Annotated in this window: 17 protein-coding genes; 6 read left to right on the forward strand and 11 right to left on the reverse strand. The window is 45.8% G+C overall.

The genetic code is table 11. The features are described from left to right. The first annotated feature begins 174 nt into the window (after window positions 1-174). Window positions 175-1,692 (forward strand): CYTH and CHAD domain-containing protein, encoded by a 1,518-nt coding sequence (locus ACE1OE_RS06640; RefSeq protein ID WP_449210526.1) that lies wholly within the window; start codon window positions 175-177, stop codon window positions 1,690-1,692. Between the two features lie 31 nt (window positions 1,693-1,723). On the opposite strand, the gene ACE1OE_RS06645 is transcribed toward ACE1OE_RS06640, so the two are convergent. Beyond that, entirely contained in the window at window positions 1,724-2,485 is a 762-nt protein-coding gene (locus tag ACE1OE_RS06645) for a potassium channel family protein (protein WP_449210527.1), read from the reverse strand. Between the two features lie 133 nt (window positions 2,486-2,618). Between ACE1OE_RS06645 and ACE1OE_RS06650 the strand changes: the two genes are divergently transcribed. Beyond that, window positions 2,619-3,875 (forward strand): methyl-accepting chemotaxis protein, encoded by a 1,257-nt coding sequence (locus tag ACE1OE_RS06650; RefSeq protein ID WP_372059198.1) that lies wholly within the window; start codon window positions 2,619-2,621, stop codon window positions 3,873-3,875. A gap of 111 nt (window positions 3,876-3,986) precedes the next feature. Here the strand turns inward: ACE1OE_RS06650 and panC are convergent, their stop codons facing one another. From panC to sfsA, 7 genes are all read right to left on the reverse strand, one after another. After that, complete coding sequence (gene panC / locus ACE1OE_RS06655) at window positions 3,987-4,874, reverse strand: pantoate--beta-alanine ligase (RefSeq protein ID WP_449210528.1); 888 nt, start codon at window positions 4,872-4,874, stop codon at window positions 3,987-3,989. 8 nt (window positions 4,875-4,882) lie between these two features. Further along, window positions 4,883-5,677: a 3-methyl-2-oxobutanoate hydroxymethyltransferase gene (gene panB / locus ACE1OE_RS06660; protein WP_372059200.1), complete on the reverse strand. Its 795-nt coding sequence runs from the start codon at window positions 5,675-5,677 to the stop codon at window positions 4,883-4,885. Window positions 5,678-5,701: 24 nt separating this feature from the next. Beyond that, entirely contained in the window at window positions 5,702-6,187 is a 486-nt protein-coding gene (gene folK / locus ACE1OE_RS06665; RefSeq protein WP_372059201.1) for a 2-amino-4-hydroxy-6-hydroxymethyldihydropteridine diphosphokinase, read from the reverse strand. Further along, window positions 6,184-7,542, reverse strand: coding sequence for a polynucleotide adenylyltransferase PcnB (pcnB, locus tag ACE1OE_RS06670; protein WP_102468309.1), 1,359 nt, complete (start codon window positions 7,540-7,542; stop codon window positions 6,184-6,186). The genes folK and pcnB overlap by 4 nt, the downstream gene beginning before the upstream one ends. Before the next feature lie 87 nt (window positions 7,543-7,629). Continuing rightward, on the reverse strand, window positions 7,630-8,517 hold the full coding sequence (gluQRS, locus tag ACE1OE_RS06675; RefSeq protein ID WP_449210529.1) for a tRNA glutamyl-Q(34) synthetase GluQRS: 888 nt from the start codon (window positions 8,515-8,517) through the stop codon (window positions 7,630-7,632). A 188-nt stretch (window positions 8,518-8,705) separates the two neighbouring features. Next, a complete protein-coding gene (gene dksA / locus ACE1OE_RS06680) occupies window positions 8,706-9,152 on the reverse strand; it encodes an RNA polymerase-binding protein DksA (RefSeq protein ID WP_102468311.1) in 447 nt (148 codons plus the stop codon). Window positions 9,153-9,284: 132 nt separating this feature from the next. After that, window positions 9,285-9,995, reverse strand: a complete 711-nt coding sequence (sfsA, locus tag ACE1OE_RS06685; RefSeq protein ID WP_449210530.1) for a DNA/RNA nuclease SfsA — start codon at window positions 9,993-9,995, stop codon at window positions 9,285-9,287. 56 nt (window positions 9,996-10,051) lie between these two features. On the opposite strand from sfsA, the gene hrpB reads away from it, so the two are divergent. From hrpB to acnB, 4 genes are all read left to right on the forward strand, one after another. Beyond that, complete coding sequence (gene hrpB, locus ACE1OE_RS06690; RefSeq protein WP_449210531.1) at window positions 10,052-12,517, forward strand: ATP-dependent helicase HrpB; 2,466 nt, start codon at window positions 10,052-10,054, stop codon at window positions 12,515-12,517. Next, window positions 12,514-14,901 (forward strand): penicillin-binding protein 1B, encoded by a 2,388-nt coding sequence (gene mrcB / locus ACE1OE_RS06695; RefSeq protein WP_449210532.1) that lies wholly within the window; start codon window positions 12,514-12,516, stop codon window positions 14,899-14,901. The genes hrpB and mrcB overlap by 4 nt, the downstream gene beginning before the upstream one ends. Before the next feature lie 171 nt (window positions 14,902-15,072). Then, window positions 15,073-17,469, forward strand: a complete 2,397-nt coding sequence (locus ACE1OE_RS06700; protein WP_449210533.1) for a patatin-like phospholipase family protein — start codon at window positions 15,073-15,075, stop codon at window positions 17,467-17,469. Between the two features lie 304 nt (window positions 17,470-17,773). Beyond that, the gene (gene acnB, locus ACE1OE_RS06705) at window positions 17,774-20,371 is read left to right on the forward strand and encodes a bifunctional aconitate hydratase 2/2-methylisocitrate dehydratase (protein ID WP_449210534.1); all 2,598 of its coding nucleotides are present in this window, start codon (window positions 17,774-17,776) and stop codon (window positions 20,369-20,371) included. A 255-nt stretch (window positions 20,372-20,626) separates the two neighbouring features. Here acnB and ACE1OE_RS06710 read toward each other — a convergent pair whose 3' ends face one another. The 3 genes from ACE1OE_RS06710 to ACE1OE_RS06720 all read right to left on the reverse strand — a co-directional run bounded on the left by ACE1OE_RS06710 (window position 20,627) and on the right by ACE1OE_RS06720 (window position 26,489). Further along, window positions 20,627-24,013 (reverse strand): response regulator, encoded by a 3,387-nt coding sequence (locus tag ACE1OE_RS06710; protein ID WP_449210535.1) that lies wholly within the window; start codon window positions 24,011-24,013, stop codon window positions 20,627-20,629. A 309-nt stretch (window positions 24,014-24,322) separates the two neighbouring features. Further along, window positions 24,323-25,345 (reverse strand): 16S rRNA (guanine(1207)-N(2))-methyltransferase RsmC, encoded by a 1,023-nt coding sequence (rsmC, locus tag ACE1OE_RS06715; RefSeq protein ID WP_449210536.1) that lies wholly within the window; start codon window positions 25,343-25,345, stop codon window positions 24,323-24,325. A gap of 70 nt (window positions 25,346-25,415) precedes the next feature. Further along, a complete protein-coding gene (locus ACE1OE_RS06720) occupies window positions 25,416-26,489 on the reverse strand; it encodes an AI-2E family transporter (protein ID WP_449210686.1) in 1,074 nt (357 codons plus the stop codon). Between the last annotated feature and the right edge of the window lie 170 nt (window positions 26,490-26,659).

Consider the following 26,659-nt stretch of genomic DNA (forward strand, 5'->3'; position numbering starts at 1 on the left):
TAAACATACACCATATCATGGTGAAATGTTGAGCGATGGCTATAAAGGCGCGCATGGTAACCCATTAAAACTCTGATTTAAACTGTTTTAGATCATGATTTCGGTGATATTTGTCACTTGCCGATTTTGGGAATTGACCATATCCTGTTGAGAGTGTCCTCTAAAGGTATAACTATGGAAACCGAGATAGAACTGAAGTTTTTTGTTTCTCCTGATTTTTCAGAAACTTTGCGAAATAAAATCTCAGAAACAAAAGTACTTCAGCACAGTTGTCGCGAGTTAGGAAACATTTACTTCGACACGCCTGATAACTGGTTGCGCCAACATGATATCGGCTTACGAATTCGCCGTTTTGATGACGTCTTTGTACAGACGGTGAAAACGGCAGGTCGAGTGGTAGCGGGGCTGCATCAACGTCCAGAATTTAATGCGGAGCACACCTCAAATCAACCAGAACTCACATTGCACCCTCTTGATATCTACCCGCAAGGTAAGAGTGTCGATATGCTGCAATCTGAGCTCACTGCCATTTTCTCTACGGACTTTACTCGTGAGCAATGGCTTATTGGTATGCCAGATGGCAGTCAGGTCGAGGTGGCGTTTGATCAAGGCTCGGTGTCTTCTGGCGAACATAGTTATCCTATTTGCGAGGTTGAGCTAGAGTTGAAATCGGGTCAAACCGATGCATTGTTCACGTTAGCGCGCGAATTTTGCGAGTCGGGTGGCATTCGACTTGGAAACCTAAGTAAAGCCGCGCGTGGTTACCGCTTAGCACAAGGCTATGAGGGCGATGCCGTTAAGCCATTGGCCCTTGTGGATACCGTAGAGTCTGATAGCGTTGAAAGTTGCTTTATTAACTCATTAGAGCACGCCTTAGAGCATTGGCATTATCATGAGCAAATCTATACCGAGCAAGAGTCGATAGAAGCCCTGCATGAAATCAGCCACTCGATTAGTTTTATTCGCCAGATTCTAACGGTTTATGGCGGTATCGTTCCTCGTCGAGCAAGTGCTATTGTCCGTCAAGAGCTGAAATGGCTTGAAGAAGAACTGACATGGTTAAAACATCATGAGCATCTAGAAGATTTACTCGACGATAAAGGCCATGTGCTTAGAAAACTCGATGCACGTAAGTTCTTGGTCTCTGAGCTGAAAGCACAGCAGCAAGAACTACCTGACAGAGAAGAAATCTTAACACTCATCCACTCTGCTCGTTATGCTGGACTCTTGCTTGATTTAAGCCGCTGGATTCTGTCGCGTGGTTGGCAGCCATTTTTGGATGACAAAGCACGAAATAAAATGCAACAACCGATTAAGGAATTTGCCACTAATCAGCTGTCACGAACTTGGGCTGAGCTAATAGAGGCATTCCCTGTTGAAAAAGTGCTGACGCGTCAAGATTACCTTGAACAACAATATCGCTTAATGAGAAATCTGTATTCAGGTCTTGGGTTTGCCATTTTGTTTGATGTAGAAGAGCGAAATAGCTTCAGGCTACCTTGGGCTGATTTGCTACAAGGAATAGATGATTTGCTGATGCTCGAGTTGCTAGAGAGTCAAATAGAAAGACTCGAAGGTGACGAGAAAGAACAGCTTAAACGCTGGCTTAGGCGTCAAGAAAGTTCAATCTTGCATGCCATGGAGCAAACAAGGCAAATTAGTATGGAAGTAGAACCGTACTGGCAGTCATAATGATTTGAAAAGAGAGGCTTAAGCCTCTCTTTTACTTTGAATGCTTATCTAAACCTTCTTCAATTTTTGCAATTCGATGTAGTATTAACTCTTGCTGGTTCAATAGTTTTTGCAGCTGTATTTCGGCATGTTTAGAGCGACGTTCGTCTAAGGAACTTGGAGACGATAGCAAAGACGTGATGAGACCGGAAGTCATACCAAACAACCCCACGCCACAAATAATAATGCCCGCAGCGAGAACCTTGCCTAATGCAGTCACAGGATAGTGATCACCATACCCCACAGTTGATACCGTTACGAACGCCCACCAAACAGCATCGCCGATATGATTAATGTTGGCGTGTGGATCAGAGCTTTCGGCCCAGAGCATCAGTGTCGCCCCTGCGCTGATGAGGAGTGTCAGGATTAATAAAATGGAGACTAAAGTCGTTTCATGTCGGTTGCGCGCTAATTGCTTAAGTATCGTCTCACCTGAACGAATCACCAAGATCACTCTAAATATATGAAATACCCGCGCAAACCGAAGTGGTTCAATCAGTGGAATACTGGCAATAAAGTCGATCCAATGCGTTTTCATAAATTGCACTCGATCTGTGGAGCGGATCAGATCTACGCTAAGTTGCAGCATAAACAAACTACAGATTATAAAGTCTAGGCCGATAAGGATAGAGCGAGTAGCTGAGCTGATGGGGGCAAAAAGCAAGAGTGATATCACAATTAACGCCATGAATGATAAAAAAAGTGATAATAGACTCAATGGCTTAGTTTCAGTTTTGTTATCATTTGCTTTCATACGAGGCTCGAATTAAATAGTCTTATCTCTTGTGCTTCGTTCCAGATGAAAGCAAAACATAAGATTAAGTTAAGTTGGCGGTAATGCTTAGAGGTAACCCTCTAACTATATAATAAATAATGGAGAACGGATAATGACAACACTGGCATTTAAGCCTTGGGAACGACTCATCACCGATGTTCGACTTGTTCCGAAGATGTTGATGTTAATGATCTTTAGCACAATACTTTTGGTCGGAAAACAGCTTTGGGATGCGAGTACTTTTTATGACTCTCTTCTTGCCGCAACCCAAAATGCCAACGTTGCTCAGCAGCATTACGAAGCTTATCTCGTTCAAGTGGTATGGCAAACCGCTATTATGATTGTTTTGTTTGTCGCGATTCTTCTGTTTGCTGCGAAAACGATGCTGAAACAAACGAGTTATCTTAATCAAGCTATCAAGTGTATGGCGGATAAAGATCTTACCGTTCCTATCGTGATGGATTGTAAGGATGAATACGGTGATGTTGCTCGTGAACTGGAACGCACTCGCGTCCAGCTTCAAGATGTCATCAAAACGCAAGTAACGACCTCTCAGGAGCTGTCATCACTAACGGAAGTCATGACGTTGAGCATGTCGGAAACAAAAGAGTCATCACAAGAAGAGTTTCAAGAAATTGATCAGCTTGCGACGGCGATGAGTGAGATGACTTCAACCGTGCAGACGGTTGCAGATCATGCGCAAAATGCCTCTCAGTTAACCGAGCAAGCATCGGGTCAAGCGGAAACCGGTCAGCGATTTGTGCAAGGCACCGTGACAAAGATGAGTGAGCTGTCACAGGATATCTCAGCGTCTGCCGCTGCTGTGAATCAAGTAGAAGAGCGTGTCGAGTCCATAGGCAGTGTGGTTGGTACTATCCAAGGCATTTCAGAGCAAACTAACCTTCTTGCGCTTAACGCGGCTATAGAGGCTGCACGAGCAGGTGAGGCAGGGCGAGGGTTTGCTGTGGTTGCTGATGAAGTCCGTAACCTTGCACAACGTACTCAACAAGCAACTGTTGAGATACAAGAGATGATTTCTCACCTCCAATCGAGCGCAAACTCAGCGGTTGAATTGATGGAAAAAAGTGTTGTAGAGGCCGCCGATGGCGTTGAGCTTGTGACCAATGCGGGCAGCGAGTTGGATGGTATTGTCAGCCAAGTGAATCAAATTAACGACATGAACTTTCAAATTGCAACGGCTGCAGGACAACAAAGCAGCGTAGCCGAAGAGATGAACCAGAATCTAACCAATGTCAGAGAGTTAGTTGAAGCCTCTGTTGTGGTGGTTACTGAGCTCTTAGAAACGTCAGAAATGATGGAAAGTAATGCATCAGAACTGGATTCGAAAATTAGATTGTTCAAGGTATAAACGTTGCACCACTGCTAAAAAGTAAGTACTTAGCTTTTACTTTGTCTGGTGCTTATAAACTAAAAAAACGCTCACAGTGGTGAGCGTTTTTTTATAGGCATGAGCGACAACTTAAGACGCGGGTTGTGTTTCAGCTTCTTGAGATGGCAATGCGAGGTCTAGAACGTGATTATCAATCAAGCGTGCTTGACCTAGGTAAGCTGACATCAAAATGACCGCTTGAGTTGATTCTTCATTAATGGCCTGTAAGGTCACTGCATCGCGAATAAACAGTTCATCAGGTTGAAGATCGGCGGCACGCAATTGGTCGTTAGCATCCTCAATGATAGAGGCGTAATCATGCCTTCCACCACGTATAACACTGCTTATCCAGCGCATCGTCTTCGCTAACACAGGGGCGCGCTGACGTTCATCCATCGTCAAATGGCCGTTACGAGAACTCATGGCTAATCCATCCAGTTCACGAACCGTTGGGACGCCAATAATCTCGATGTCCATCGCTAGATCGCTCACCATCTGACGAATCAGAGCCAATTGCTGATAATCTTTTTCACCGAAGCATGCAACGTTGGGCTGAACGATGTTAAACAACTTAGCGACGATCGTTGATACACCGCGGAAGTGACCCGGACGAGATGCGCCTTCCAACATGCTTGAAATACCCGGTACATCCACGAAGGTTTGCTTATCTAAACCTTGTGGGTACATGATTTCTGGTGTTGGCGTAAAGACTAAATCAACCCCTTCAGCGGTCAATTTACTCAAATCATCCTCAAGAGTTCGAGGATAATTATTGAGATCATCGGCACGCTCAAACTGCATAGGATTAACGAAAATACTGGCTACCACGATATCGGCGTGTTCACGAGCCTTACGGACGAGAGTCAGATGACCTTCATGAAGGTTCCCCATCGTTGGAACAAACGCAATACGGCGCTGTTCACGTTTAAATAGATGGATTTGTTCTCTTAACTCTGCGATATCAGCAAAAGTCTGCATGATTCCCCCTAGGCAATCGTATGAGCTTCATCAGGGAAAGCGCCGCTTTCCACATCAGCAATGTACTTAGCAACAGCTTGGCGAATATCACCGGTTTCCGCTAAGAAGTCTTTAGAGAACTTAGGCATATAATTCGCGGAAATACCGAACATATCGTGCATCACTAGAATTTGACCATCGGTACTATTACCTGCACCGATACCTATAACAGGCACTTCTAAGGCTTCAGTAATGCGTGCCGCAAGAGCCTTGGGGACACATTCCAATAAAACAATTTGTGCGCCGGCGTCTTGGAGTGCTATTGCGTCGCGCACCATTTGGTCCGCTTTTTGAGTGTCACGGCCCTGGACTTTATAACCACCAAAGATATTCACACTCTGAGGTGTCAGGCCTAGATGCGCACAAACCGGAACGGCACGCTCGGTGAGGGTGCGGACGGTGTCAACTAACCAATCGCCCCCTTCAAGCTTAACCATGTTAGCGCCAGCGCGCATAAGGTGTGCTGCATTTTCACACGCTTGTTCTGGTGTGGCATAACTCATGAAGGGCATATCAGCCATCAATAGACTGTTTGGGCTGCCAGCACGAACACTGCGAGTGTGGTAAGCGATGTCTTCAACGGTGACTGGTAATGTGTCGGTTTGGCCTTGAAGCACCATTCCTAAAGAGTCGCCAACCAATAAGACCGGCATATTTTGGCTTTCTAATAATCCAGAAAAACTGGCATCGTACGCTGTCGATGAAGCAAATTTACGACCTTCTTGTTTCCACTTAATCAGGTCATTAATGGTGATTTTTTTCATTTTTTATCCTTATTTGGGCGTTGACTATTGTTGCCAAACGCTCAGCCCATTACGGTCTACTATGGTGAGTAACCTTGCGAGCTCAGTCCCATCAGGGAGTTGTAAATTAGGTTCGATTTCTGCGAGCGGATAGAGAACAAATTCTCTTTCTTTCATTCCGTAATGCGGGACGATTAAACGCTCGGAATCAATAACCTCATTGCCATAAAGAAGCAGATCAAGGTCAAGCGTTCTTGGCCCCCATCGTTCATCTTTACGGACACGCCCTTGCTCTAACTCTATGCGTTGGGTGCAATCAAGTAGTTCAAGAGGCGTTAATTGGGTGTGTATTTTTGCCACCGCATTAATGTAATCCGGTTGATTGGCAGGCCCCATAGGGGTGCTACTATAAAGTGACGAGCAGCTGATCAATTGACTGTTAGGAAGCGCTTTAAGCGCTTCGATAGCATCATTGGCTTGCGTGACCGGATCGGACAGGTTACTGCCGATCGCAATATAACAAGTGATCATTGACTGCTCGAGCTCTTTTTATTTTTTGGTGTACGGCGACGGCGGTTGCCAGACTTCGCTGACGAGCCACCAAGATCATTCACCATGGCTTGACGCATGTTGCGTCCAGCTGATTGGAAAGTCTGCCACCATTTGGCTAACTCGGCGACTTCACCGCCCTCGATTTCGCCACGCATTTCTAAAAAGTCATAACCGGCACGGAACTTATTAAGCTCAGTTAAACGGTAAGCCCGCTTGCCAGTGCGACGAGGTAGACGAAGTTGCAGTTGCCATATCTCTCGGACGGTAGCGGTATGACGCCTTGGAATGGCGGTGGCTTTTACTTGTTCGTCGAGGATGATGTTGCTGGCTTCCATGACGGCATCATAATCGGAAAGATTTTGATTCGCCATAAGCTGAACAGCGTGCTCCATCATTGGGTACCAAAGCATGGCGGCAAACATGAAGGCTGGGTTTACTCGTTTACCTTCTTCGATGCGTTGATCGGTTGCATCTAATACTAGGTCGAGCATCTGTTCAGTTTTTGAGCCGTAGTCTTCAGTTAAATGTGGTGCAATGATCGGAAACAGTTGTTGGAATAGATTGTATTCTCGCATCAAGTGATACGTTTCCAGTCCGCAACCGGCTTGCAGCAGCTTGAGTGATTCTTCATACAATCTGGCTGAAGGAATATCTCTTAGCAGCGGGGCAAGATCTTCGATTGGCGCAGCGGTGTCTTCTTCAATGTCAAAGTCGAGTTTAGCGGCAAAGCGTGCAGCGCGTAACATGCGAACGGGATCTTCACGGTAGCGGACTTCTGGCTCACCAATAAGACGAATGAGTCGGTCTTCTAGGTCTTCTATGCCACCAGCGTAATCGTGAATTGAGTAATCGCCAATGTTGTAATACATCGCATTGATAGAAAAGTCGCGACGCTCTGCATCTTCATCAACGCTACCGTAGACGTTGTCGCGAAGTAGCATGCCGTCTTTACTTTGTTGAGAAACGTTTTTCTCTTCTTCTTGGTGGTGACCACGGAATGTTGCAACTTCGATGATATCTCTGCCAAACATAATGTGGGCGAGTCTGAAGCGACGGCCGATTAAACGGCAGTTCCTAAATAAGGTTTTGATTTGTTCTGGCGTCGCATTAGTGGCGATATCAAAGTCTTTTGGTTGTTCGCCTAACAAGATATCACGTACACCACCCCCCACAAGGTAGGCTTCATAGCCAGCGTTGTGCAGTCGATAAAGAACTTTCAGTGCATTGTCACTGATTTTTTTACGCGAGATACTGTGTTCTTCGCGAGAATAGACATGCAGTGCAATGTCACCGTAAACCTCGTGAACATTTTTGGAATTTTCTGTTTTATTCATAATCTTAACGCAGTTTAGGTGAGAGAAAATGACGGTAAATTCGTCACGTTTCGGTCTTGTCTCTTGAATTTTGCCGCTTATGATAGCCTAGAGTGCATCATTTGAGAATGGCGGTTTGATCTTGAGCGCGTCGGGCAGCTGTCCAAGGTGCCAATTTTTGACCCCCCAATTTAGGAGTTCTTGTGGCGTAGCGCTTGTCATATGGTCATCGAGGACAAAACCCAGAAACCGCATGGCCTGGATTAATGTCGGGGTTGGATTGGCCAAATTTATGCCCGCAGCATGGTTTTGTTTGGATAGTTTATTGCCGCACTCATCAATAGCAAGGGGTAAGTGTAGATAGTCGATGCTGCTTGCCCCTAGTGTTTTATACAAGCTAATCTGTCGGCCGGTTGGCTCAATCAAGTCTGCGCCTCTGACCACCTCAGTGACACCTTGGTAGATATCATCCAAGACGACGGCCAAATTATAAGCAAACAGTCCATCACGACGTTTAATGATAAAATCTTCATGTATCAAGCCTGTTGGAATGGTGAGCGCACCATAACGTTGGTCGTCAAATGATGCCACTGGGTGTTGAAGCGTAAGTCTTACGGCTTGGTTTTCTGAAGGTAACAGGTTTTTGTGACGACACGTGCCTTGGTAAAAACCACCGCTGTCTTTTATTTGTCTTCGAGTACACTCGCAAAGGTAGGCGTCACCGGACAACAACCAATCGTTGATTTGTTGTTGGTAAGCCTCAAGTCGCGAGCTTTGGTATAGCACATCGTCATCCCAGTGCAGATGGTAAGCATCGAGTGTTTTTAGGATAAGCGCTGCTGCACCGTCCACTTCACGTGGAGGATCAATATCTTCAATTCGAACGAGCCATTTTCCAGATTTAGCTTTTGCTTGAAAATAACTACCAAGAGCGGCTACAAGAGAACCAAAGTGCAGGGGCCCCGATGGAGAGGGAGCAAATCGACCTATATACATAGCGTTGACTCATTTCGTGTTGACTAATAGTGGGGATGATAAAGCTATTGGCTCTCGACAAAAAGAGAGTGTATTGGAAGCAAAGAGTTTGCTTAATAGCAATAAAGAGCGAGTGATATGAGCACCGACTGAATAGTGGGGTGCGAGCGATCAAAAAAGGGAGCGACTGCTCCCCTTTTATCGCTATGTTAGCCTTGCATTTGTCGTTCTTTGATCTCAGCAAGTGTCTTACAGTCGATACATAAATCGGCAGTAGGACGGGCTTCTAAGCGACGAATACCGATTTCAACACCACAGGATTCACAGAAGCCAAAGTCATCTTCTTCAATCTTGTTCAGTGTTTTTTCGATCTTCTTGATCAAGCGGCGTTCACGGTCGCGGTTACGCAACTCTAAACTGAACTCTTCCTCTTGAGAGGCACGGTCAACCGGATCAGGGAAATTGGCTGCTTCGTCTTGCATATGGTGCACAGTACGATCAACTTCTTCCCTAAGTTGGTTGCGCCAAGCGCCTAATATTTTACTAAAATGATCCATTTGAGCGGGTGACATGTACTCTTCACCGGCTTTTTCCTGATAAGGATCAACCCCTGCAATGGCTAGGATGCCTAGCGCTTTTTTCTTTGATTCTGGCATACAGCATCTCCTACTTAAACCTAGTCAACTGAGTAAACAGCTAATTTTAAGGCGGGTATCTATAGCAAAAAGAAATGCCTGTGGCAAACGATGTTTGTTAAAGTTCTTATCATTGTGAACGTGTCATCACTTTTAAACGTAATTGACTCGCGATAAGAGCGTGATTTCATTGTTTGAAAATGACGCCTTATAACAAAGTACTTCAACCCCAGCTTTCCTTGCTTGCTCAAGTAATTGTGAATATTTCGCATCTATATGGAGTGCGGCAGAGACTTTTTCAATACCTGAATGCAAAATAGCGAATAATAATACGGCTCTGCTTCCAGATTGTACCATTTCGGTCAATTCTCTTAGGTGCTTTTGACCCCTAGTGGTTTGGGCATCAGGAAAGAACCCTTGCCCAGAGCTTTGCTCGTCAAGCAGTGTGACACTCTTTACTTCAATGTAGCAATCGACTTGCTCACTGTCTTGCAACAAAATGTCGATTCTGCTGTTTTCTTGCCCATATTTCACTTCGGTTCGCAATGTTTCGTAACCTTTTAACTCTTCAATGACATCATTTTTGATGGCCTCGACCGCCAAGGTGTTCGCTCTTGCCGTATTTACGCAGATCATATGGCCCATGCTAGTTTGTGTCAGCTCCCAGCTATTTGGGTATTTTCTCTTGAGGTTATCTGACGTCGAGTACCACACCTTAGAACCGGGAACTGCACAGCCAGTCATTGCGCCTGTATTCGCACAATGGATAGTGATCTCATTGCCTTCTGAATTAACGATGTCGGCGAGGAAGCGTTTATAGCGTTTTATGAGCTTTCCCGACTCTAATGGAGGATCAAAGTGCATTTCGTGGCCATTTTTTATTAGAATGAGGCCTCATATTACAGCACAAGGCTTTTCCGTTGTCACAGCTACCGATTGAAGATGTGTTACCCGAACTATTTGAAGCGATTCAATGCTCGAATCAAGTGATTTTGAAGGCTGCAACAGGTGCCGGTAAGTCGACGCACTTTCCGTTGCAGTTGTTAAAGCAGCAATCTATCACTGGTAAAGTGATTATGTTGGAACCACGACGCATCGCGGCGAGAAATATAGCCATGTACTTAGCTCAACAAATGGGGGAGGCTGTCGGAGAGTCGGTGGGGTATCGAGTGAGAGGGGAAAGCAAGGTGAGCCCTCACACTCGGTTAGAAATTGTCACGGAAGGCGTGCTCACTCGGATGTTACAAGATGACCCTGAACTCAGTGGTATCGGTGCCATTATTTTTGATGAATTTCATGAAAGAAACCTGCATGCCGATACCGCCCTTGCGTTTACTTTAGACGTTCAAGAGGCGTTACGTGACGACTTAACATTGATTGTGATGTCGGCGACACTAGATGCAAATGACTTGCAGCGTGTTTTACCACATGCCCGATATATTGAGTCCCAGGGGCGCTCTTATCCAGTTGATGTCACCTATCATCCGCTTGGAGCGAACGATAATTTACCGCAAGTTATGAGTCGAATAATACTGTCTGCGATGTCACAGCATAGTGGCTCGCTGTTGGCATTCCTTCCAGGCGTGGGGGCGATCAAACGCACCGAAGAACTTTTGACACAATCGCGAAACGGCTATGACATTTGTCCACTTTATGGTCAGTTAGACTTTAAGGCGCAGCAACATGCGATTCAACCTGCGACGAATGGCAATAGAAAAGTCGTATTGGCCACTAATATCGCGGAAACCTCATTGACGATCGAAGGCATCCGAATCGTGGTTGATTCTGGTTTGGAGAATCAGGCCTCTTTTGACCTTAAAACTGGCGTGTCAAAATTGGAGCAAGGTCGTATCGCACAATCTTCGGCCATTCAAAGAACTGGGCGTGCAGGACGAATCGAACCTGGTGTCTGTATTCGGATCTACAGCGAAAGCCAGTTCAATCAGCAACCAGCGCAGAGTGTGCCAGAAATATTGCGGAGCGATTTGAGTCAGCTGATGCTGGAACTCCTTAAATGGGGATGCCATGACGCCGATGCGTTGCACTGGCTTGATTCGCCGAAACCCGCGCATATTGAACAAGCCAAAATGCTGTTGAAAAACCTACGGCTAGTTGATGAACAGTCGCAACTGATACCATTAGGGCAACAGGCCTATCTGTTGGGAGTAGAGCCTCGCCTTGCGAGTATGTTGTTGCAAGCCCAGCAGTTGGGGCGCGAAGCACTGACAACGGCCATTGCGTTGTGCTGCTTATTTGAAGAACCTGAGCGAGGGCATATCGACCTTCGTTATGCATTACACCGTTGGCAAACAGGAAAGCACTCTCGGGCTTCTGCTTTAACCCTGAGAGCTAAGTCGATAGCTCAGCGCCTAAAGTATCGATTTACCTTGAATGAGAGCAATGAATCACTATTTGGGGTGATTGCAGCGCTTGGCTATCCCGATAGAGTTGCCGTGAAGCGAGCGGACAATGCTGGGCAGTTTTTATTAGCGAACGGCCACGGTGCGCAGATTGATGATAGCGATAAGTTGGCTGCAGAGGATTACCTCGTGGTATTGGATGTCTTGAATACTGGCCGGGGAAGCAGTCAGATCTTTAAAGCGGTGAGTGTCGATAAGCCGATTATTGAACGTTTTGCGCCACAGTTGATTGAAGAAAAACATGTGGTTGAATGGGATGATAAGCGAGGGCGGTTAGTGGCCAGTGAGGTTCAACGAATTGGTGCGATAGTGTTGACACAAAAATCTGTGCCTATCCCCAGTGACGCTGATATCAGTGGTGCGTTGTTGCATCATGTTCGCCGCAAAGGTTTATCCGTGTTGAACTGGAATAAGCAGGTGACGGAATATGTGACTCGCGTAGAATGCGCTCGTGACTGGCTTGATGTACCAACATGGCCTGCAATGTCACAAGAGATATTATTGCAGAACCTTGAAGCATGGTTGTTACCGTTTATGCCTGGCATCACAACGATGAAAGGACTCAAAGCGCTTAACTTACTGCCGGTGTTGGAGGCCTATCTCGGTTGGAATGCGCTTCAAGTCTTAAATCATGAGTTGCCTACTCACCTGACGGTTCCGAGCGGTGCTCAGAAAAAAATACGTTATCAAGTTGGTCAGGCTCCTATGTTGTCGGTCAAGCTTCAAGAAATGTTTGGTGAAAGTACTTCACCAATGATCGCAAATGGTCGCCAAGCAATCGTACTTGAGCTGCTTTCGCCTGCACAACGGCCATTGCAGATCACTCAAGACCTTGCCGCCTTTTGGCAAGGCTCATACAAAGATGTCCAAAAAGAAATGAAAGGACGTTATCCCAAACACCCATGGCCTGATGACCCAATTAATCATCAAGCTACGCACAAAACTAAAAGACAGTTGAATTCATGATGGAAGTTAAAAAGTTGGCGGCGACAGGAAAGAAACCGACAACAAGAAAAACCACTAAACCGGCCGCCAAACCAAAGGCGAAGACTGCCCCGAAGAAGCGTCGACCGACGAAAAAGAAAGGCGGTGCGTCGCTAGGAAAACGTTTGTTTTCTATTGGCTGGAAACTGGCGCTAGTTGGCAGTGTCGCGGTTGCTGCGGTAGGGTTTTATCTCGATCAAGTCGTGAAAGAGCGTTTTGAAGGGCAGCTATTTGATTTGCCTACCGTGGTTTATGCTCGAGTTCTCAATTTATCCTCAGGCGACACCATCACGATTCAGCAGTTGCGTAATGAACTGGATGTGCTGGGGTATCGGAAGGTTAATCAGCCGCGCCATCCCGGAGAGTATTCGTCATCTTCAACAAAACTGGAGCTAATTCGACGTCCGTTTGAGTTTGCTGATGGACCCGAGCCTGATCGCCATGTGATGCTGTATTTTGAGGGTAATCAACTGGTTCGGATTCAATCTCTAGAGAAGAAAGGCAATCTAGGCTTTTTGCGGATAGAACCGAAAATGCTGGGTATGCTCGAAAAAAATGCCGATGAGCAGCGACTTTTTCTACGACGCGATCAGTTTCCTGAAATCATGATCGATGCCTTGTTGGCGACAGAAGACCGCGATTTTTATCAACATGATGGTATCTCTCCAACAGCCATTGCCCGTGCCTTTTTCGCCAATATTCGTGCCGGACGCACCGTTCAGGGCGGGAGTACACTCACGCAGCAATTGGCTAAAAATTTATTTTTGACCAGTGAGCGAACCTTGTGGCGGAAACTCAGAGAAGTCTACATCGCACTGATCTTAGATTATCGATACAGCAAGGATCAGATCTTAGAGGCCTATCTCAATGAGGTTTATCTAGGGCAGAGCCGAGGGGAAGCGATACATGGTTTCGGTCTAGCCGCTCGATTGTATTTTGGTCAACCACTACAAGAGCTACGTATCGATCAATTAGCGTTGCTGGTGGGCATGGTCAAAGGCCCTTCTTATTACAACCCTATTCGTCACCCTGAGCGTGCCAAGCAACGACGTGATCTTGTATTGAGGTTGATGATGGATCAAAACCTGCTGACAGGGCGGGAATTTGAAATGGCCGCAAATCGCGAGCTGGATTTGCAAAAAAATCCACAGATTGCCAGCCGTCAGCCGGCCTACTTTCAGCAGCTCAAGCGTGAAATGAGCCAGAAACTGGGCAGTGGAATTAAAGGGGATGCAGGGGTTCGTATATACACCTCTCTTGATCCGGTATCGCAAGATAAGCTTGAAAAAGCCATTGCCACACGGTTGCCTCAACTCGAGAAAACATCAGGCAAGGGTTTAGAGGCCGCAGCGATTGCTGTGGATCGAAATACGGGTGAAATACGCGCTATGGTGGGAGGCAAGCGAACAGGATACAGCGGATTTAACCGTGCCTTAAATGCCAGTCGTCCTATCGGTTCTTTGGTTAAGCCTGCTGTCTATTTAACGGCGCTAGAACGTCCAGAAACCTTTGACCTAGCAACCACATTGGACGATGCTCCGCTCACCTTAAAAGGGAGCAAAGGCAACCTTTGGCAACCAAGAAACTACGACAGAAAGTTCCGTGGTGATGTGCCTTTGTACGAAGCATTAGCGAAGTCATTGAACGTTCCTACCGTTCGTTTAGGTATGTCATTGGGCATCAAAAATGTTTCCGATACCTTGGTTCGTTTAGGGGTAGACGCGAGTGAGATTAGGCCCGTGCCTTCTATGTTTCTTGGGGCACTATCTCTAACACCTTATCAGGTCGCACAGATGTACCAAACGCTGTCAAACTCAGGTCGTCAGGCGAACTTATCCGCTTTACGCTCAGTGGTCACTGTTGATGGTGAGGTGTTGTATCGCTCACTGCCGAAAGCGACACAAAAAGTGCCTCAACAGGCTGCTTGGTTGACGACGTATGCGATGAAAAAAGGGGTCGAAGAAGGCACTGGACGATACCTAAATAGCAAGTTTTCATCGTCAGCATTAGCGGGCAAAACAGGGACCAGTAACGATACTCGTGATAGCTGGTTTGTAGGAGTAGATGGGCGAGAAGTGACAACAATTTGGGTTGGGCGAGATGACAATAAATCGACCAAATTAACCGGTTCAAGTGGTGCACTTCGTGTCTATTCAGACTACTTATCAGCCCGAGTGCCTGAAAAGTTGATTCTGCCGTGGCCAAAAAATATCAGTATGATTGGTTTCAATAAGACGACAGGTGGCGCTCTGCAGCTAGATTGTGGTAGTGATTTCCAGCTACCAATGTGGGATGAGTCAGGAAAACTCAAGGCATCATGTGACAATCAACCTAAACAGTGGATAAAGAACCTTTTTGATTGGTAATGTTGACTAGGTTTAATTAACAACAAGGTAGAGGTCAAGTTGCTTTTGGAGTGGCAAGTCATCATTCGATTAGCAGCTTGGCTATAGCTATGATGCAAAATGCTGATATATTAGAGTAATCAAAATAAGAGCGCTTTAAGGATGAATGTGAAACGCCTAACGAGATGGTTAATGGCAGCGGTTATAGCGTCGAGCAGTAGCGCGTTGTACGCACAAAATAACGATGCCCAAGCGAATACAAAATCGCAAGATACAGCAAAAAAAGCAGCGTTGAGTCATCGCTCAATCGATATCAATTCTACCCATAACAATGCAGCGAAAAATGACGTAGTAAAGAGTACCCAAGCCCAACGAACGCGACCTAAAATTGGTCTTGTACTTGCAGGTGGCGGCGCGAAAGGTGCGGCACATATTGGTGTGTTGAAAGCGCTCGAAGAAATGAATATCCCCGTTGATATTGTGACTGGGACGAGCATGGGGGCTTACGTTGGTGGGTTATATGCCACAGGTATGAGCGCTGACGAAATCGAAAGCTTTATCCATACTGTTGATTGGTACAATGGTTACGTTGATCGAGTTAACCGTAGCCAGCGTCGAATTCGGGATAAGGAAGCGGAGGACCGCTATCAAATTCGTACCGATATAGGATTGCACTTTGGGTCTGTCGAAGCACCTAAAGGGGTCGTTCAAGGTCAGAATATGTTGCGTATTTTACGCAAAACTACGGGCAACCTGCCTGAGTTTGACTCTTTTGATGAATTGGCTATCCCCTATCGCTCTGTTGCCACCGATATTCTTAAACTAGAACCCGTTATTATCGATAAAGGCTATCTAGTTGATGCCATGATGGCAAGTATGTCAGTACCCGGTGCACTGCCTCCGTATGAGCTTGGTGATTATTTGCTGGTGGATGGCGGTGTGACGAATAATATGCCCGTTGACCTTGCAAAAGAGATGGGGGCGGACATTATTATTGCGGTGGATATCAGCAGTGATTACAAAACCCGCGAGGATTTCAGTAGTTTCTTCAGTGTCGGTGAACAGCTTTCAAACTATTTGGTTCGCCGTAGTACAGAAGAACAAATGCAGTCGCTGCAAGAAGGCGATGTTTACATGCATCCTGATGTCGGGCAAATCGGTACCACGGATTTTTCGAGTATGCCGCAGGCGTATCAAGCGGGTTATGATGCCGCTTATCAGGCTGTTGAGCAGCTCAAGTCTTTATCGGTGACTTCCGCACAGTTCCAAACCTATATAGACGAGAAACAAGATGTTCGTCGTGAACTTCGCTATGGTGATGAAACGGTCGTAGACAAGGTTGTTATCAATAACAACACGCATTACAGCGATAAACTATTAAAGAACAACCTTGACCTCAAATCGGGAGAAATGCTGCAAACGGATGATATTGAGCAAAAAATTGAGAATCTTTATGCACTAGACCGCTTTGAGCTTATTACCTACGAATATCAAGATACCGATGAAGAAACCGATCTTGTTGTGGATGTTAAAGAAAAATCATGGGGTCCAAACTATATGGATTTCCGTTTTTATCTTGAAGAAGACTTCAGTGCCAACAGCTTTTATTCCATTGGGGTGACCACTAACTTTACCGACTTGAATGATCGAGGGGCTGAGCTGCGCGTCAATGCTGACTTTGGTACCGATAAGCGTGTGGAGGCGGAGTTATATTCTCCGTTTATTACCAATCAAGACTTTTTCTTATTGGCGGGTATCTACTACGCCAATGAAAAGCGTAATGTCCTTTGTACCCCTAACAGCACGGGAACGGGCTGTGTTGACCCTGCTTTAGAGGGAGGGGCCGACTACGTGCCAGTGACCTATCAAGAATGGGAAGGTGAATTAGCGATAGGGTATGCCCCGACGTTGTGGCAAGAGTTTAGAATTGGCGGGCGATTTACGACTGGCGAATCTTATGTGTCACCAGCACCTTCTGCGGGAAGATTTGATTTCGATCGTAAAGGCATGTTTGTCAGCTATAAGCTAGACAGTTTAGATGACTATAGTCTGCCGACCAAAGGGTGGTACATCAATCTAGAGTACCTATTATCTCATGATAATGGTAATCAAAATATCAATGAAGATCCGCTTGATTTCTCAGATACCTCGTATGAAATTAACGCTGAAACGAAATATGCCCATACATTTGGCCGCAATACTTTTGTTGGGTCATTAGATTATGCGGTGATAGAAACTGAAAACGCCACTTTGCCTGTGAACCCCAGAGAGTTAGGTGGTTTCTTAAATTTCTCTGGTATTCCGCGAAACAGCTTAATTGGAGACAATAAGATATACGGTAGTATGGTATATCGCTATCGATGGTTCGATAATGACTTTGGTATGTTTAAATCCCCAGTCTACCTAGGAGCATCTGCCGAATATGGTGGTGTTTGGAACGGGGATATCAATGTTTCGGATGCGCCGTTGTTCATGGCGGGCTCAATTTTTGCGGGTATAGATTCTCCACTAGGGCCGATCATGCTCTCGTATGGACGAGTTGAAACGGGGTTGAGTTCGTTTTATTTAATCATCGGTGCTGCATATTAATGCAATGTATTTATTCATAAGTTAATTGACTGATGAATATGATTGGTGAATGAAATAGACAGATTTTTCGACCTAACTTCGAGTGAAAAACATCGATTTTCGCTCGAAGTTGCTATGTTGGTCAAAATGATAAGATTTTAATTTATCGTTAAATTTGCTATTCTTCGCCCCACAGTTTGGCCTCTCTAATGCTGATCATTAAAGGAATTGATGACGAAAAATGGCGAGGGAGAGTCAAGTTTCCAAGGATGTCCACTCCTAATTCTAATTATTAAGGAGGGACCGCAATGAGAGGAAAAAAGTCGTGCTTGAAGCCTACCGTAAACACGTCGCAGAGCGTGCTGCCGAAGGAGTTGTTCCTAGACCCCTAAACGCTGAACAAGTTGCTGGACTTGTTGAGTTATTAAAGAATCCCCCTCAAGGTGAAGAAGCTACCATCCTTGACCTTCTTGAGAATCGAATTCCACCTGGCGTTGATGAAGCGGCTTATGTCAAAGCTGGTTTCTTAACGGCCATCACGAAAGGTGACGTCGAATCACCACTTGTTAGTCCAGAAAAAGCAGCGCAGCTGCTGGGTACGATGCAAGGTGGTTACAACATCGAATCACTAGTATCGCTACTCGATGACGAGGCGTTAGCGCCTATCGCTGTCAAGGCACTTTCTCATACATTGCTCATGTTTGATGCATTTTACGATGTAGAAGAAAAAGCAAAAGCGGGCAACGCGTATGCCAAACAAGTCATGACGTCTTGGGCTGAAGCTGAATGGTTTGTATCTAAACCTAAACTGCAAGAAAAGATCACACTAACGGTCTTTAAAGTGACTGGTGAAACCAATACCGATGACTTGTCACCTGCGCCTGACGCATGGTCTCGTCCGGACATTCCTGTTCACGCACTAGCGATGCTAAAAAATACTCGTGAAGGCATTGAACCGGTTCAACAAGGCTCTATTGGTCCAATTAAACAAATTGAAGCGCTACAGCAAAAAGGCCATCAATTGGTTTACGTTGGCGACGTTGTCGGTACCGGTTCTTCACGTAAATCAGCAACAAACTCAGTACTTTGGTTCATGGGTGATGATATCCCTAATGTTCCGAATAAACGTGCTGGTGGTTACGTTCTCGGCGGTAAAATAGCGCCAATCTTCTTCAATACTATGGAAGATGCAGGTGCGCTACCGATTGAAGTGGACGTGACTAAACTGAACATGGGTGATGTGATCGATATTTACCCATTTGAAGGCAAGGTTTGTGACCACGAAAGCGGTGAAACGCTAGCGGAATTCTCGTTGAAGACCGATGTACTGATTGATGAAGTACAAGCGGGTGGCCGAATTCCTCTAATCATTGGTCGTGGCTTAACGGACCGTGCTCGTGAAGCTCTAGGTATGGCGCCTTCTGAAGTCTTCCGTCGCCCTGTTGAAGTTGCAGATACCGGTACTGGATTTACACTCGCGCAAAAAATGGTGGGTAAAGCCTGTGGCGTAGAAGGTATTCGTCCAGGCACTTACTGTGAGCCTAAGATGACAACGGTTGGGTCACAAGATACCACGGGACCAATGACGCGTGATGAGCTAAAAGATCTCGCTTGTCTTGGTTTTTCGGCTGACTTAGTGATGCAGTCTTTCTGTCACACTTCGGCTTACCCGAAACCGGTTGATGTGAATACACACCATACTTTGCCTGATTTCATTATGAATCGCGCAGGTGTGTCATTGCGTCCAGGTGATGGTGTTATTCACTCTTGGTTAAACCGTATGTTACTGCCTGATACTGTGGGTACTGGTGGTGATTCCCATACGCGTTTCCCTCTTGGTATTTCTTTCCCTGCGGGTTCTGGCCTTGTAGCGTTTGCTGCAGCAACGGGCGTGATGCCGCTGGATATGCCAGAGTCTATCTTGGTTCGCTTTAAAGGCGATATGCAGCCAGGTATCACACTGCGTGATCTTGTCCATGCTATCCCTTACTACGGCATTCAACAGGGTCTGTTGACCGTAGAGAAAGCCGGTAAGATCAATGAATTCTCAGGTCGAATTCTAGAAATCGAAGGTGTTGAACATCTATCGGTTGAGCAGGCGTTTGAGCTATCTGATGCCTCAGCAGAGCGAAGCGCTGCGGGTTGTACTGTGAAACTTTCTCAAGAGTCGATCGAGGAATACCTAAGCTCAAACATCACCATGTTGAAGTGGATGATCTCTGAAGGGTATGGCGATCGCCGGACTATCGAGCGTCGTATTGTTGCGATGAAAGAGTGGCTAGCGAAGCCTGACCTGATGCAAGCTGATAGCGATGCGGAATATGCTTATGTTATCGAGATTGATCTAGCGGATATCCATCAACCAATTCTATGTGCACCGAATGACCCAGATGATGCTCGTCTGCTTTCTGAGGTAAACGGGACTAAGATTGATGAAGTGTTTATTGGTTCATGTATGACGAACATTGGTCATTTCCGTGCCGCTGGTAAGCTTCTAGATAAGTACAATGGTCAATTGGATACTCGTTTGTGGGTCGCACCGCCAACGAAGATGGACAAAGATCAACTTACTGAAGAAGGTTACTACGGTATCTTTGGTCGTGCCGGTGTTCGTATCGAAACACCGGGTTGTTCATTGTGTATGGGTAACCAAGCACGAGTGGCTGATGAGTCGACGGTGATGTCAACATCCACGCGAAACTTCCCGAACCGTTTAGGAACCGGTGCAAATGTATATCTCGCGTCTGCTGAACTGTCTGCAGTTGGGGCTATTCTAGGTCGTATTCCGACCAAAGAAGAGTACCTAGAGTACATGAAGCAAATTGATGCGACGGCAGCGGATACTTATCGTTACCTGAACTTCCATCTTATGGGTCAATATACCGAGAAAGCCGACACGGTTATCTTCCAAGAGCCTGCATAAGGCCATTATAGTTGGGGGACAACGTTCTCCCAATTATGGATTGGGTAGCTTGGAGGGTGATTGTCCTTCCGAGCAAATACTAGAGCAAAAAGCCAGTCATCTCTGACTGGCTTTTTTACATTCTATTGCTGGAGTATCAAGAACGGTTTCGTGCCCAAGCTTAGATAAAAAAGCCGCCTAATTTTTACTTATTGGCCTGAAAGAAGGCATGATTGACGGTACGCTTAATGATGGCGTAAGACATCAATCAACGAGCTAGCTTGTGAGCAGCTTTTGCAGTCGATCCCTACACGCAATGATGTGGTCACGCTCCAAGCCCTGTTTGTGACAATGCTCTAAGATGTATTCGATGGAGCTCAGTACCGTGCGCCAACGTGGCGTCTTAGGCAGTGTCTCAACGCGTAAGTATTTATCTAATGTGCGGGTTTGAAGGGTGCTTCTATCAAGGTATACGCGCCATAACCCACTTTGTTCAGCAAAGACAAACTTAGATTGGCCTGTGACGTCCTCCCAATAAATTAACGAGTGCGTCATGGCATCAACGAGGACCTCTCGCATCAACTCTGGTCGGGATTGTTGTTCGTCACTGGCTTTATCAGCGAGGCGAGTAAACTCACCTCCGAGCTCTTTCAGCTCCTGCAGTTTGGCCTTGTCGCCTTCAATGGCATAACTGGAAAGGGCATCAATGGCTGTTTCTAGGTTTTTGACCCGTGATACGTTCATATTCTTCCCTTGCTCAAAAATATAAATACTTCTTAAGCCAGTGCCTTCTGGCAGAGTCAGAATATCAGCGTTAATGTGTTGCCTCACATCTTCGACAAAGATATCAATATCACCACAATAATGTTCTTGAGTGAGTTGGATAAACTTAGGGGCAATGAGGTCATCTAAGCTGGAGCGTTTAAGCTGCTCGACACTTCGTTTAAATAACAAGGCGGCACTTTGGTTAGCAAATTGAACCTTGCGGCTGTCATTAACACATAAAATGGCTTCTGGTGCGGTATCAAGTTGTTCAATCAAGCGCCCTTGCGTCTCAAGCAAGCTTGCCTCTACGAGTGCTCGTTGCTTGAGTTCATATTTGAGGCTTTGGTTTTCTGCACGTCGCAATTCGGCTTTGCTGGCTTGTAAGTGCGCCGCGATACGGGCGGCAAGCTCTTGCTTACTGAAGGGTTTCGATAGGTAGTCATTTGCGCCGACCTCAAAGCCTCTCACTCTGTCTTCTGGTTGGTTTAGAGCCGTCAACATAATAATTGGCAGGGCGGCATGATCAAAGTCTTCTCGAATGGTTTCGCACACCTCAAAGCCACTCATACCCGGCATCATAATATCGAGAAGAAGTAAGTCTGGTTTGTCTCGTTCTACCTGGGTAATCGCCTCAAGACCATCCTTGGCGAGCGCAACTTGGTAGCCCTCTAAACGCAAGAAGCTTTCTAATATGCGAAGGTTGACGGGTTCATCGTCAGCAATGAGGACTCTTGGACCATTTGGGTTATCCGGGAGGGTCTCCTCCTCGTCCAGTGCCAGTTCACTTTGCTCTGCGACTTGAAAGTGGTTCGCTTGAGGCTCATGAGTGAGCGCCTCAATCTCATTTTGGGTAGCAAGAGGAAGTGTAAAGCTAAACGTTGTCCCTACGTGTGGTTGGCTACTGACGTAGAGCGATCCCCCCATGAGTTCGATTAGCTGTCGGCTGATCGACAATCCTAACCCAGCCCCTTGGCGGTAGTGACCCGAATCGTGACCTGCTTGAACTAACGGCTCAAATATATGTTCAAGTTGTTGAGCCGGAATGCCGTGACCCGTATCGACTACCTGCACACGAATATGGTCATCCATTGCAGTGGCAGAGAGAACAATCTTCCCTTCATTGGTGTATTTGATGGCATTACCGACCAAATTATAAAGGACTTGCTCTAAACGTTGTGGATCGGCAGAGACATAAGGGATCGGTTCTAATACCTGGTTGATGATGCGAATTTTTTTATCGCCTAACAGGTGCTGTGACAAATTAAGAACCAATTGCGTTGCGCCAGTTAGGCTCACCGCCGAGCGTTCAATCGCGAGGCTGCCATAACGCATTTTGTGATAGTCGAGTAAGTCATCGACTAGGCTGGCCAAGCGTTGCCCGCTATTGATGATGATATTGAGCTGGTATCGATGATTGGCACCAATGGGGCCATTAGCACCGGATATCATTGCCTCGGCAATGCCAATCATACCGTGTAGTGGCGTTCTTAATTCATGTGATGTAGTAGCAAGAAACTCATCTTTTAGCTTGTTAGCCAGTTGCAGTTCTTCGTTTTGTTTTTTGATGACAATGAGATGTTGCTCGAGTTCTTGGTTCTGACTTTTTATGAGCTCAATTTTATCTTTTATTGAGCGTCGCATACGCTCAAAACTTAACGCCAGTCGACCTATTTCATCTTTTCGGTCTGCGCTGATGATCGATGGTTCAAGGTCACCACCTGACGCGCGCTCTGCAGCCCAAGTGAGCTTAAGAAGCGGAGAGGTAATAAAGTTAGATAAGTAGTGAGAGGCCACTACGACAAGAATTATTGCGCTCAGCATGGCGATAACAAACAGTTTTTCAAGCTGACGTATACTGGAAAAGGCAACTGATTCTGGCGTTTCAGCCACCAAGGCCCACGTTGTATCGGCAAACTGGACTGGCGCAAACGCTGCGAGGTATTGCTCTTCTATGCTATTGCTGTAGCTGAGAACTTGTGTCGCGCCAGAGAGAGCTTTTTGGATGACCTGTGCGCTTTGTTCTATATTATTTTCTGGCAATCCCATCATTTTGGCTTTGCCATCGTTACCCACCAACATTAAGCGAATATCAGGAGTGCTGCCGCTATTAATGAGTTTGGTGATGCCTTTAATCGGTAGTCGAAAGAGTGCGTAGCTGTGTAAGTACCCCTGCTGAACAATGGGGGCACCAAGCCAAGCAAATTGCTGATCACCCTCAGCGGCAAAGTCAGAGATAATAACGGGTGTGTACGCTTCGTTATCTTTGCGTCTCTTGGTGACTTCTTGGTCCAAATGAGTAAACGTCGACCCTAATATTGAAGTGGAAAAACGGCCAGTATTGAGATTGGTGCCATAATAGCCATGCTTGTAAACCGAGTAGGTAACATTGCCGTTGAGGTCCACTAAGACAATGTCATCAAAGTCAGAGCGTTTAAGGTGTTCGACAAACGCACGGTGATAACGTTTGTGTAGTAGTCGGTAACGTTCACTGCCAATATAGCTGCTGGAGTTCGGCATGATTGCCGTTTTTACTTGGTCACCAGAGCCCGGAATATAGCGCTCTTGCGCATGCTGCTGGGCTTGTTCAATGTCATCTCCTAAGCGTTGGAACGCATTCACAATACCGTAGAATCGACCACCGCTGGCATAGGCAAGCTCAGAACGAACAAACCCCATGACTTCTGATTTTTGCGCGTCAAAGTAATCCAATACCTGTTGTTTTTTTGTGTCGCGCACGGAAACAAGGTGCGTGGTGCTTTGATCCCGAAGATCTTGGCTGTGCGCATTGAGAAAAAACAGGGCAATGATGGTCAATGGGATGAGGCTGAGCACCAAAAAGGCCATCATCAATGTACTTTGTAGTCGTTTGAATTTTTGTTTTCTATGCAGCTTGAACATAAGCGATTCTTAGGCTTTAAGAGAGTGTTAGATGAGATACCAGTGTGTATCTCATTTTAAGGTTGTCTTAACCTAACCAATCTAAATACTTTTTTTACTTTGGCAAGTAAGTTCAAACTAAAGCGTGTTGGGTCGCTCAAAATTTTATGAGAAGAGATGTGAGGATATTGAATATCAATACCAAAAAATTAAAAGTCTCGCATAAACAGGGCGTTATAATTTGTCGTGTGATTTTCAGTATTGAGAGGCGTATTAGGCAATAAACGCAATATGACGTGTATTGCCTAATGTTTCAGCTATTGTGATTACTTATTTTGTTGCGTGGTATATCGTGAACTGACGATTTTTTTCTAGCGTTTCACAGTGGCCAAATTGGCGTTCAATAATGGGTGGATACTTTAAGAAGCTGTTCGCTACAATGACCATCTGCCCAGAACGCTGTAAATGCTTAGGTGCATCTGATAGCAACTGCTCGGTCGCCGAGTAGCTGGTGTCTAAGCCTGCATGGAACGGAGGATTACTGATAATAAACTGAAAATCTTGTGGAAGATCTGAATAAACATCAGAGGCTAACACGTTCCCTTCGAGGCCGTTTGCTAATAAGGTTTGCTTGCTTGATTCAATCGCAAAGGCATTAATGTCACACATATGTAGCGTGATTGACGGGTAACGCAATGCCATAAACGCACCTAATACTCCCGCGCCACAACCGAAGTCGAGTACCTTGCCATGCAGTGAAGGCAGGTTTTTAAGAAGTAGTTGGCTGCCAATATCAAACTCACCATGACTAAAGACGCCGGGTAGGCTCTTTACGACTAAGCGCTGCCCATCGAGTTCCACAGGGTAAGACTTGAACCACGATTGAAGATCAAATGAAGTGGGTGCCGAATGGCACTGCCCCCAATAGAAAGAGCAGCGGCGTGCTGAGTCATATTTTTTTATGACGCCATAATCAGCAAACAGTTTTTCAACACTCTTTACTCCAGAGCGATTCTCACCAACCACCACGATCTCAGTGTTTTCCCCCAACGCAGCCAGCGACATTTCAAGCAGCATTTGAGCCTCAGCTTTGGCTTTTGGCCAGTACATTAGGATCATATCGGCGTCGATTGTCTTTGGTAATTCAGCGCCAAAGTGACACGTCAGATTCGGCGATGGATTAAGTTGGCGATAGGTGCAGTAGTTGCTAGTGAAAACGGTGACCTTGTCGCAATGCTGACGTAAATCAATAGGGAATTGATCTTCAATTTCACCAATGACCAGAACACGCTTTCCAGCGAAGTATTCAAGCTGTCTTTCTGCAATCTGGCTGGGAGCGATATAATGCGACATGTTTGGCGTCTCTTAGGAGCATAAAAAAGGACGGGGATTCTCTCATAAACCCCATCCGTAAAAAAGCATTCTAACTGTTATCTTGGCTATCTAAGAAGTCTTTAAACTCTTCTTCATACATATTGAAAAGTACGATGGTGATAGCAAAAATGATGGGGCCGTAAATCAGACCAATCAATCCAAAAAGATGAATACCGCCTAATAGGGAGAAAAATATCATTAGCGTATTCATGCCTGCACTGCCTTGCATCAGTAATGGCCTAAGGATGTTATCAATAGATCCGACAACGGCAATGCTCCAAATTGCTAGGAATAGCCCCCACTGGGTCTCACCGGTAAGCAGCAAGTATGCGGTTGCTGGAATCCAAATTAGTGCGGTTCCGACAACAGGGATAAAGGAAGCAAACCCCATCATGGTACCCCAGAATAAACCAGGGAAACCCGCCAGCCACATGCCAAACCCGCCGGCAAAACCTTGGGCAATAGCCGTCAAAAACGAACCCATTACCGCCGATTTTGAGACCTGTTCAATCTCACTGAGTAACCGGTCTTCTTGGGTGCGAGAAAACGGTAGGATATGACGAATGGCGGCAATGATTTTGTCGTTGTCACGAAGCAAAAAGAACAAGACAAATAGCATTAAAAAGAAATTCATCAAAAAGCTCGTCGCGTCACCCAGTATTTTGGCACTGATGGCAACAAGATTAGAGCCCAGTGAGGTGGCAAACTCAGCCGCTTTCTTGGCGATGTCTTGTGGATCGATCTTATCAAACGGTAGGTAGTCATTGATCAAGGCAAGCCCTTTAATGACCCAAGGATGACTAAATACCTCTTGAATGCCACCACCCGTTACCCATTGGTACAGGTTTTGTGAGAAAACCGACCCTTGTTGCACGATGGCGCTAAATACCAACATTAATGGAATGACAATAATAAAAGTCAGGATGGTACAAGACAGCAGGGCGACAATGTTACTGTGATTGGGTAGTTTACGATCTAGCCAGTCGTGGATTGGGAACATCAGTAACGATAAAATAAACGCCATTACGATTGAATTGATATAGGGTTCAACAAGCAAATAACAGGCAAAACCCGTAAAAAGCAATGCAATAATTAGGACCCAGTGGCTTGCAGTAACATTCATTTTCGTTTTCACGATCGATCCTTTTCGAGTGAATCTGCACTAAGACCACGTACGCTTCTAGCGAGAGGCACGATGGAATAGAGTAGGGTGTTGAGTTAGGTTGAGCGTAACATCTTATTTTGAGCGTAGTATCTAGTTTATAGTCGGTTGGTAAAGTTTGCTATTAGAGA

This window comes from Vibrio sp. E150_011 (assembly GCF_053544015.1).

Bases quoted from the DNA above. Each gene is read 5' to 3' on its own strand.
- rsmC (WP_449210536.1), bottom strand. From the start codon at position 25,345: ATGTCGCATTATATCGCTCCCAGCCAGATTGCAGAAAGACAGCTTGAA.
- ACE1OE_RS06650 (WP_372059198.1), top strand. From the start codon at position 2,619: ATGACAACACTGGCATTTAAGCCTTGGGAACGACTCATCACCGATGTT.
- folK (WP_372059201.1), bottom strand. From the start codon at position 6,187: ATGATCACTTGTTATATTGCGATCGGCAGTAACCTGTCCGATCCGGTC.
- mrcB (WP_449210532.1), top strand. From the start codon at position 12,514: ATGATGGAAGTTAAAAAGTTGGCGGCGACAGGAAAGAAACCGACAACA.
- gluQRS (WP_449210529.1), bottom strand. From the start codon at position 8,517: ATGTATATAGGTCGATTTGCTCCCTCTCCATCGGGGCCCCTGCACTTT.
- ACE1OE_RS06710 (WP_449210535.1), bottom strand. From the start codon at position 24,013: ATGTTCAAGCTGCATAGAAAACAAAAATTCAAACGACTACAAAGTACA.
- ACE1OE_RS06720 (WP_449210686.1), bottom strand. From the start codon at position 26,489: ATGAATGTTACTGCAAGCCACTGGGTCCTAATTATTGCATTGCTTTTT.
- ACE1OE_RS06645 (WP_449210527.1), bottom strand. From the start codon at position 2,485: ATGAAAGCAAATGATAACAAAACTGAAACTAAGCCATTGAGTCTATTA.
- panC (WP_449210528.1), bottom strand. From the start codon at position 4,874: ATGCAGACTTTTGCTGATATCGCAGAGTTAAGAGAACAAATCCATCTA.
- panB (WP_372059200.1), bottom strand. From the start codon at position 5,677: ATGAAAAAAATCACCATTAATGACCTGATTAAGTGGAAACAAGAAGGT.
- ACE1OE_RS06640 (WP_449210526.1), top strand. From the start codon at position 175: ATGGAAACCGAGATAGAACTGAAGTTTTTTGTTTCTCCTGATTTTTCA.
- sfsA (WP_449210530.1), bottom strand. From the start codon at position 9,995: ATGCACTTTGATCCTCCATTAGAGTCGGGAAAGCTCATAAAACGCTAT.
- pcnB (WP_102468309.1), bottom strand. From the start codon at position 7,542: ATGAATAAAACAGAAAATTCCAAAAATGTTCACGAGGTTTACGGTGAC.
- dksA (WP_102468311.1), bottom strand. From the start codon at position 9,152: ATGCCAGAATCAAAGAAAAAAGCGCTAGGCATCCTAGCCATTGCAGGG.
- ACE1OE_RS06700 (WP_449210533.1), top strand. From the start codon at position 15,073: ATGGCAGCGGTTATAGCGTCGAGCAGTAGCGCGTTGTACGCACAAAAT.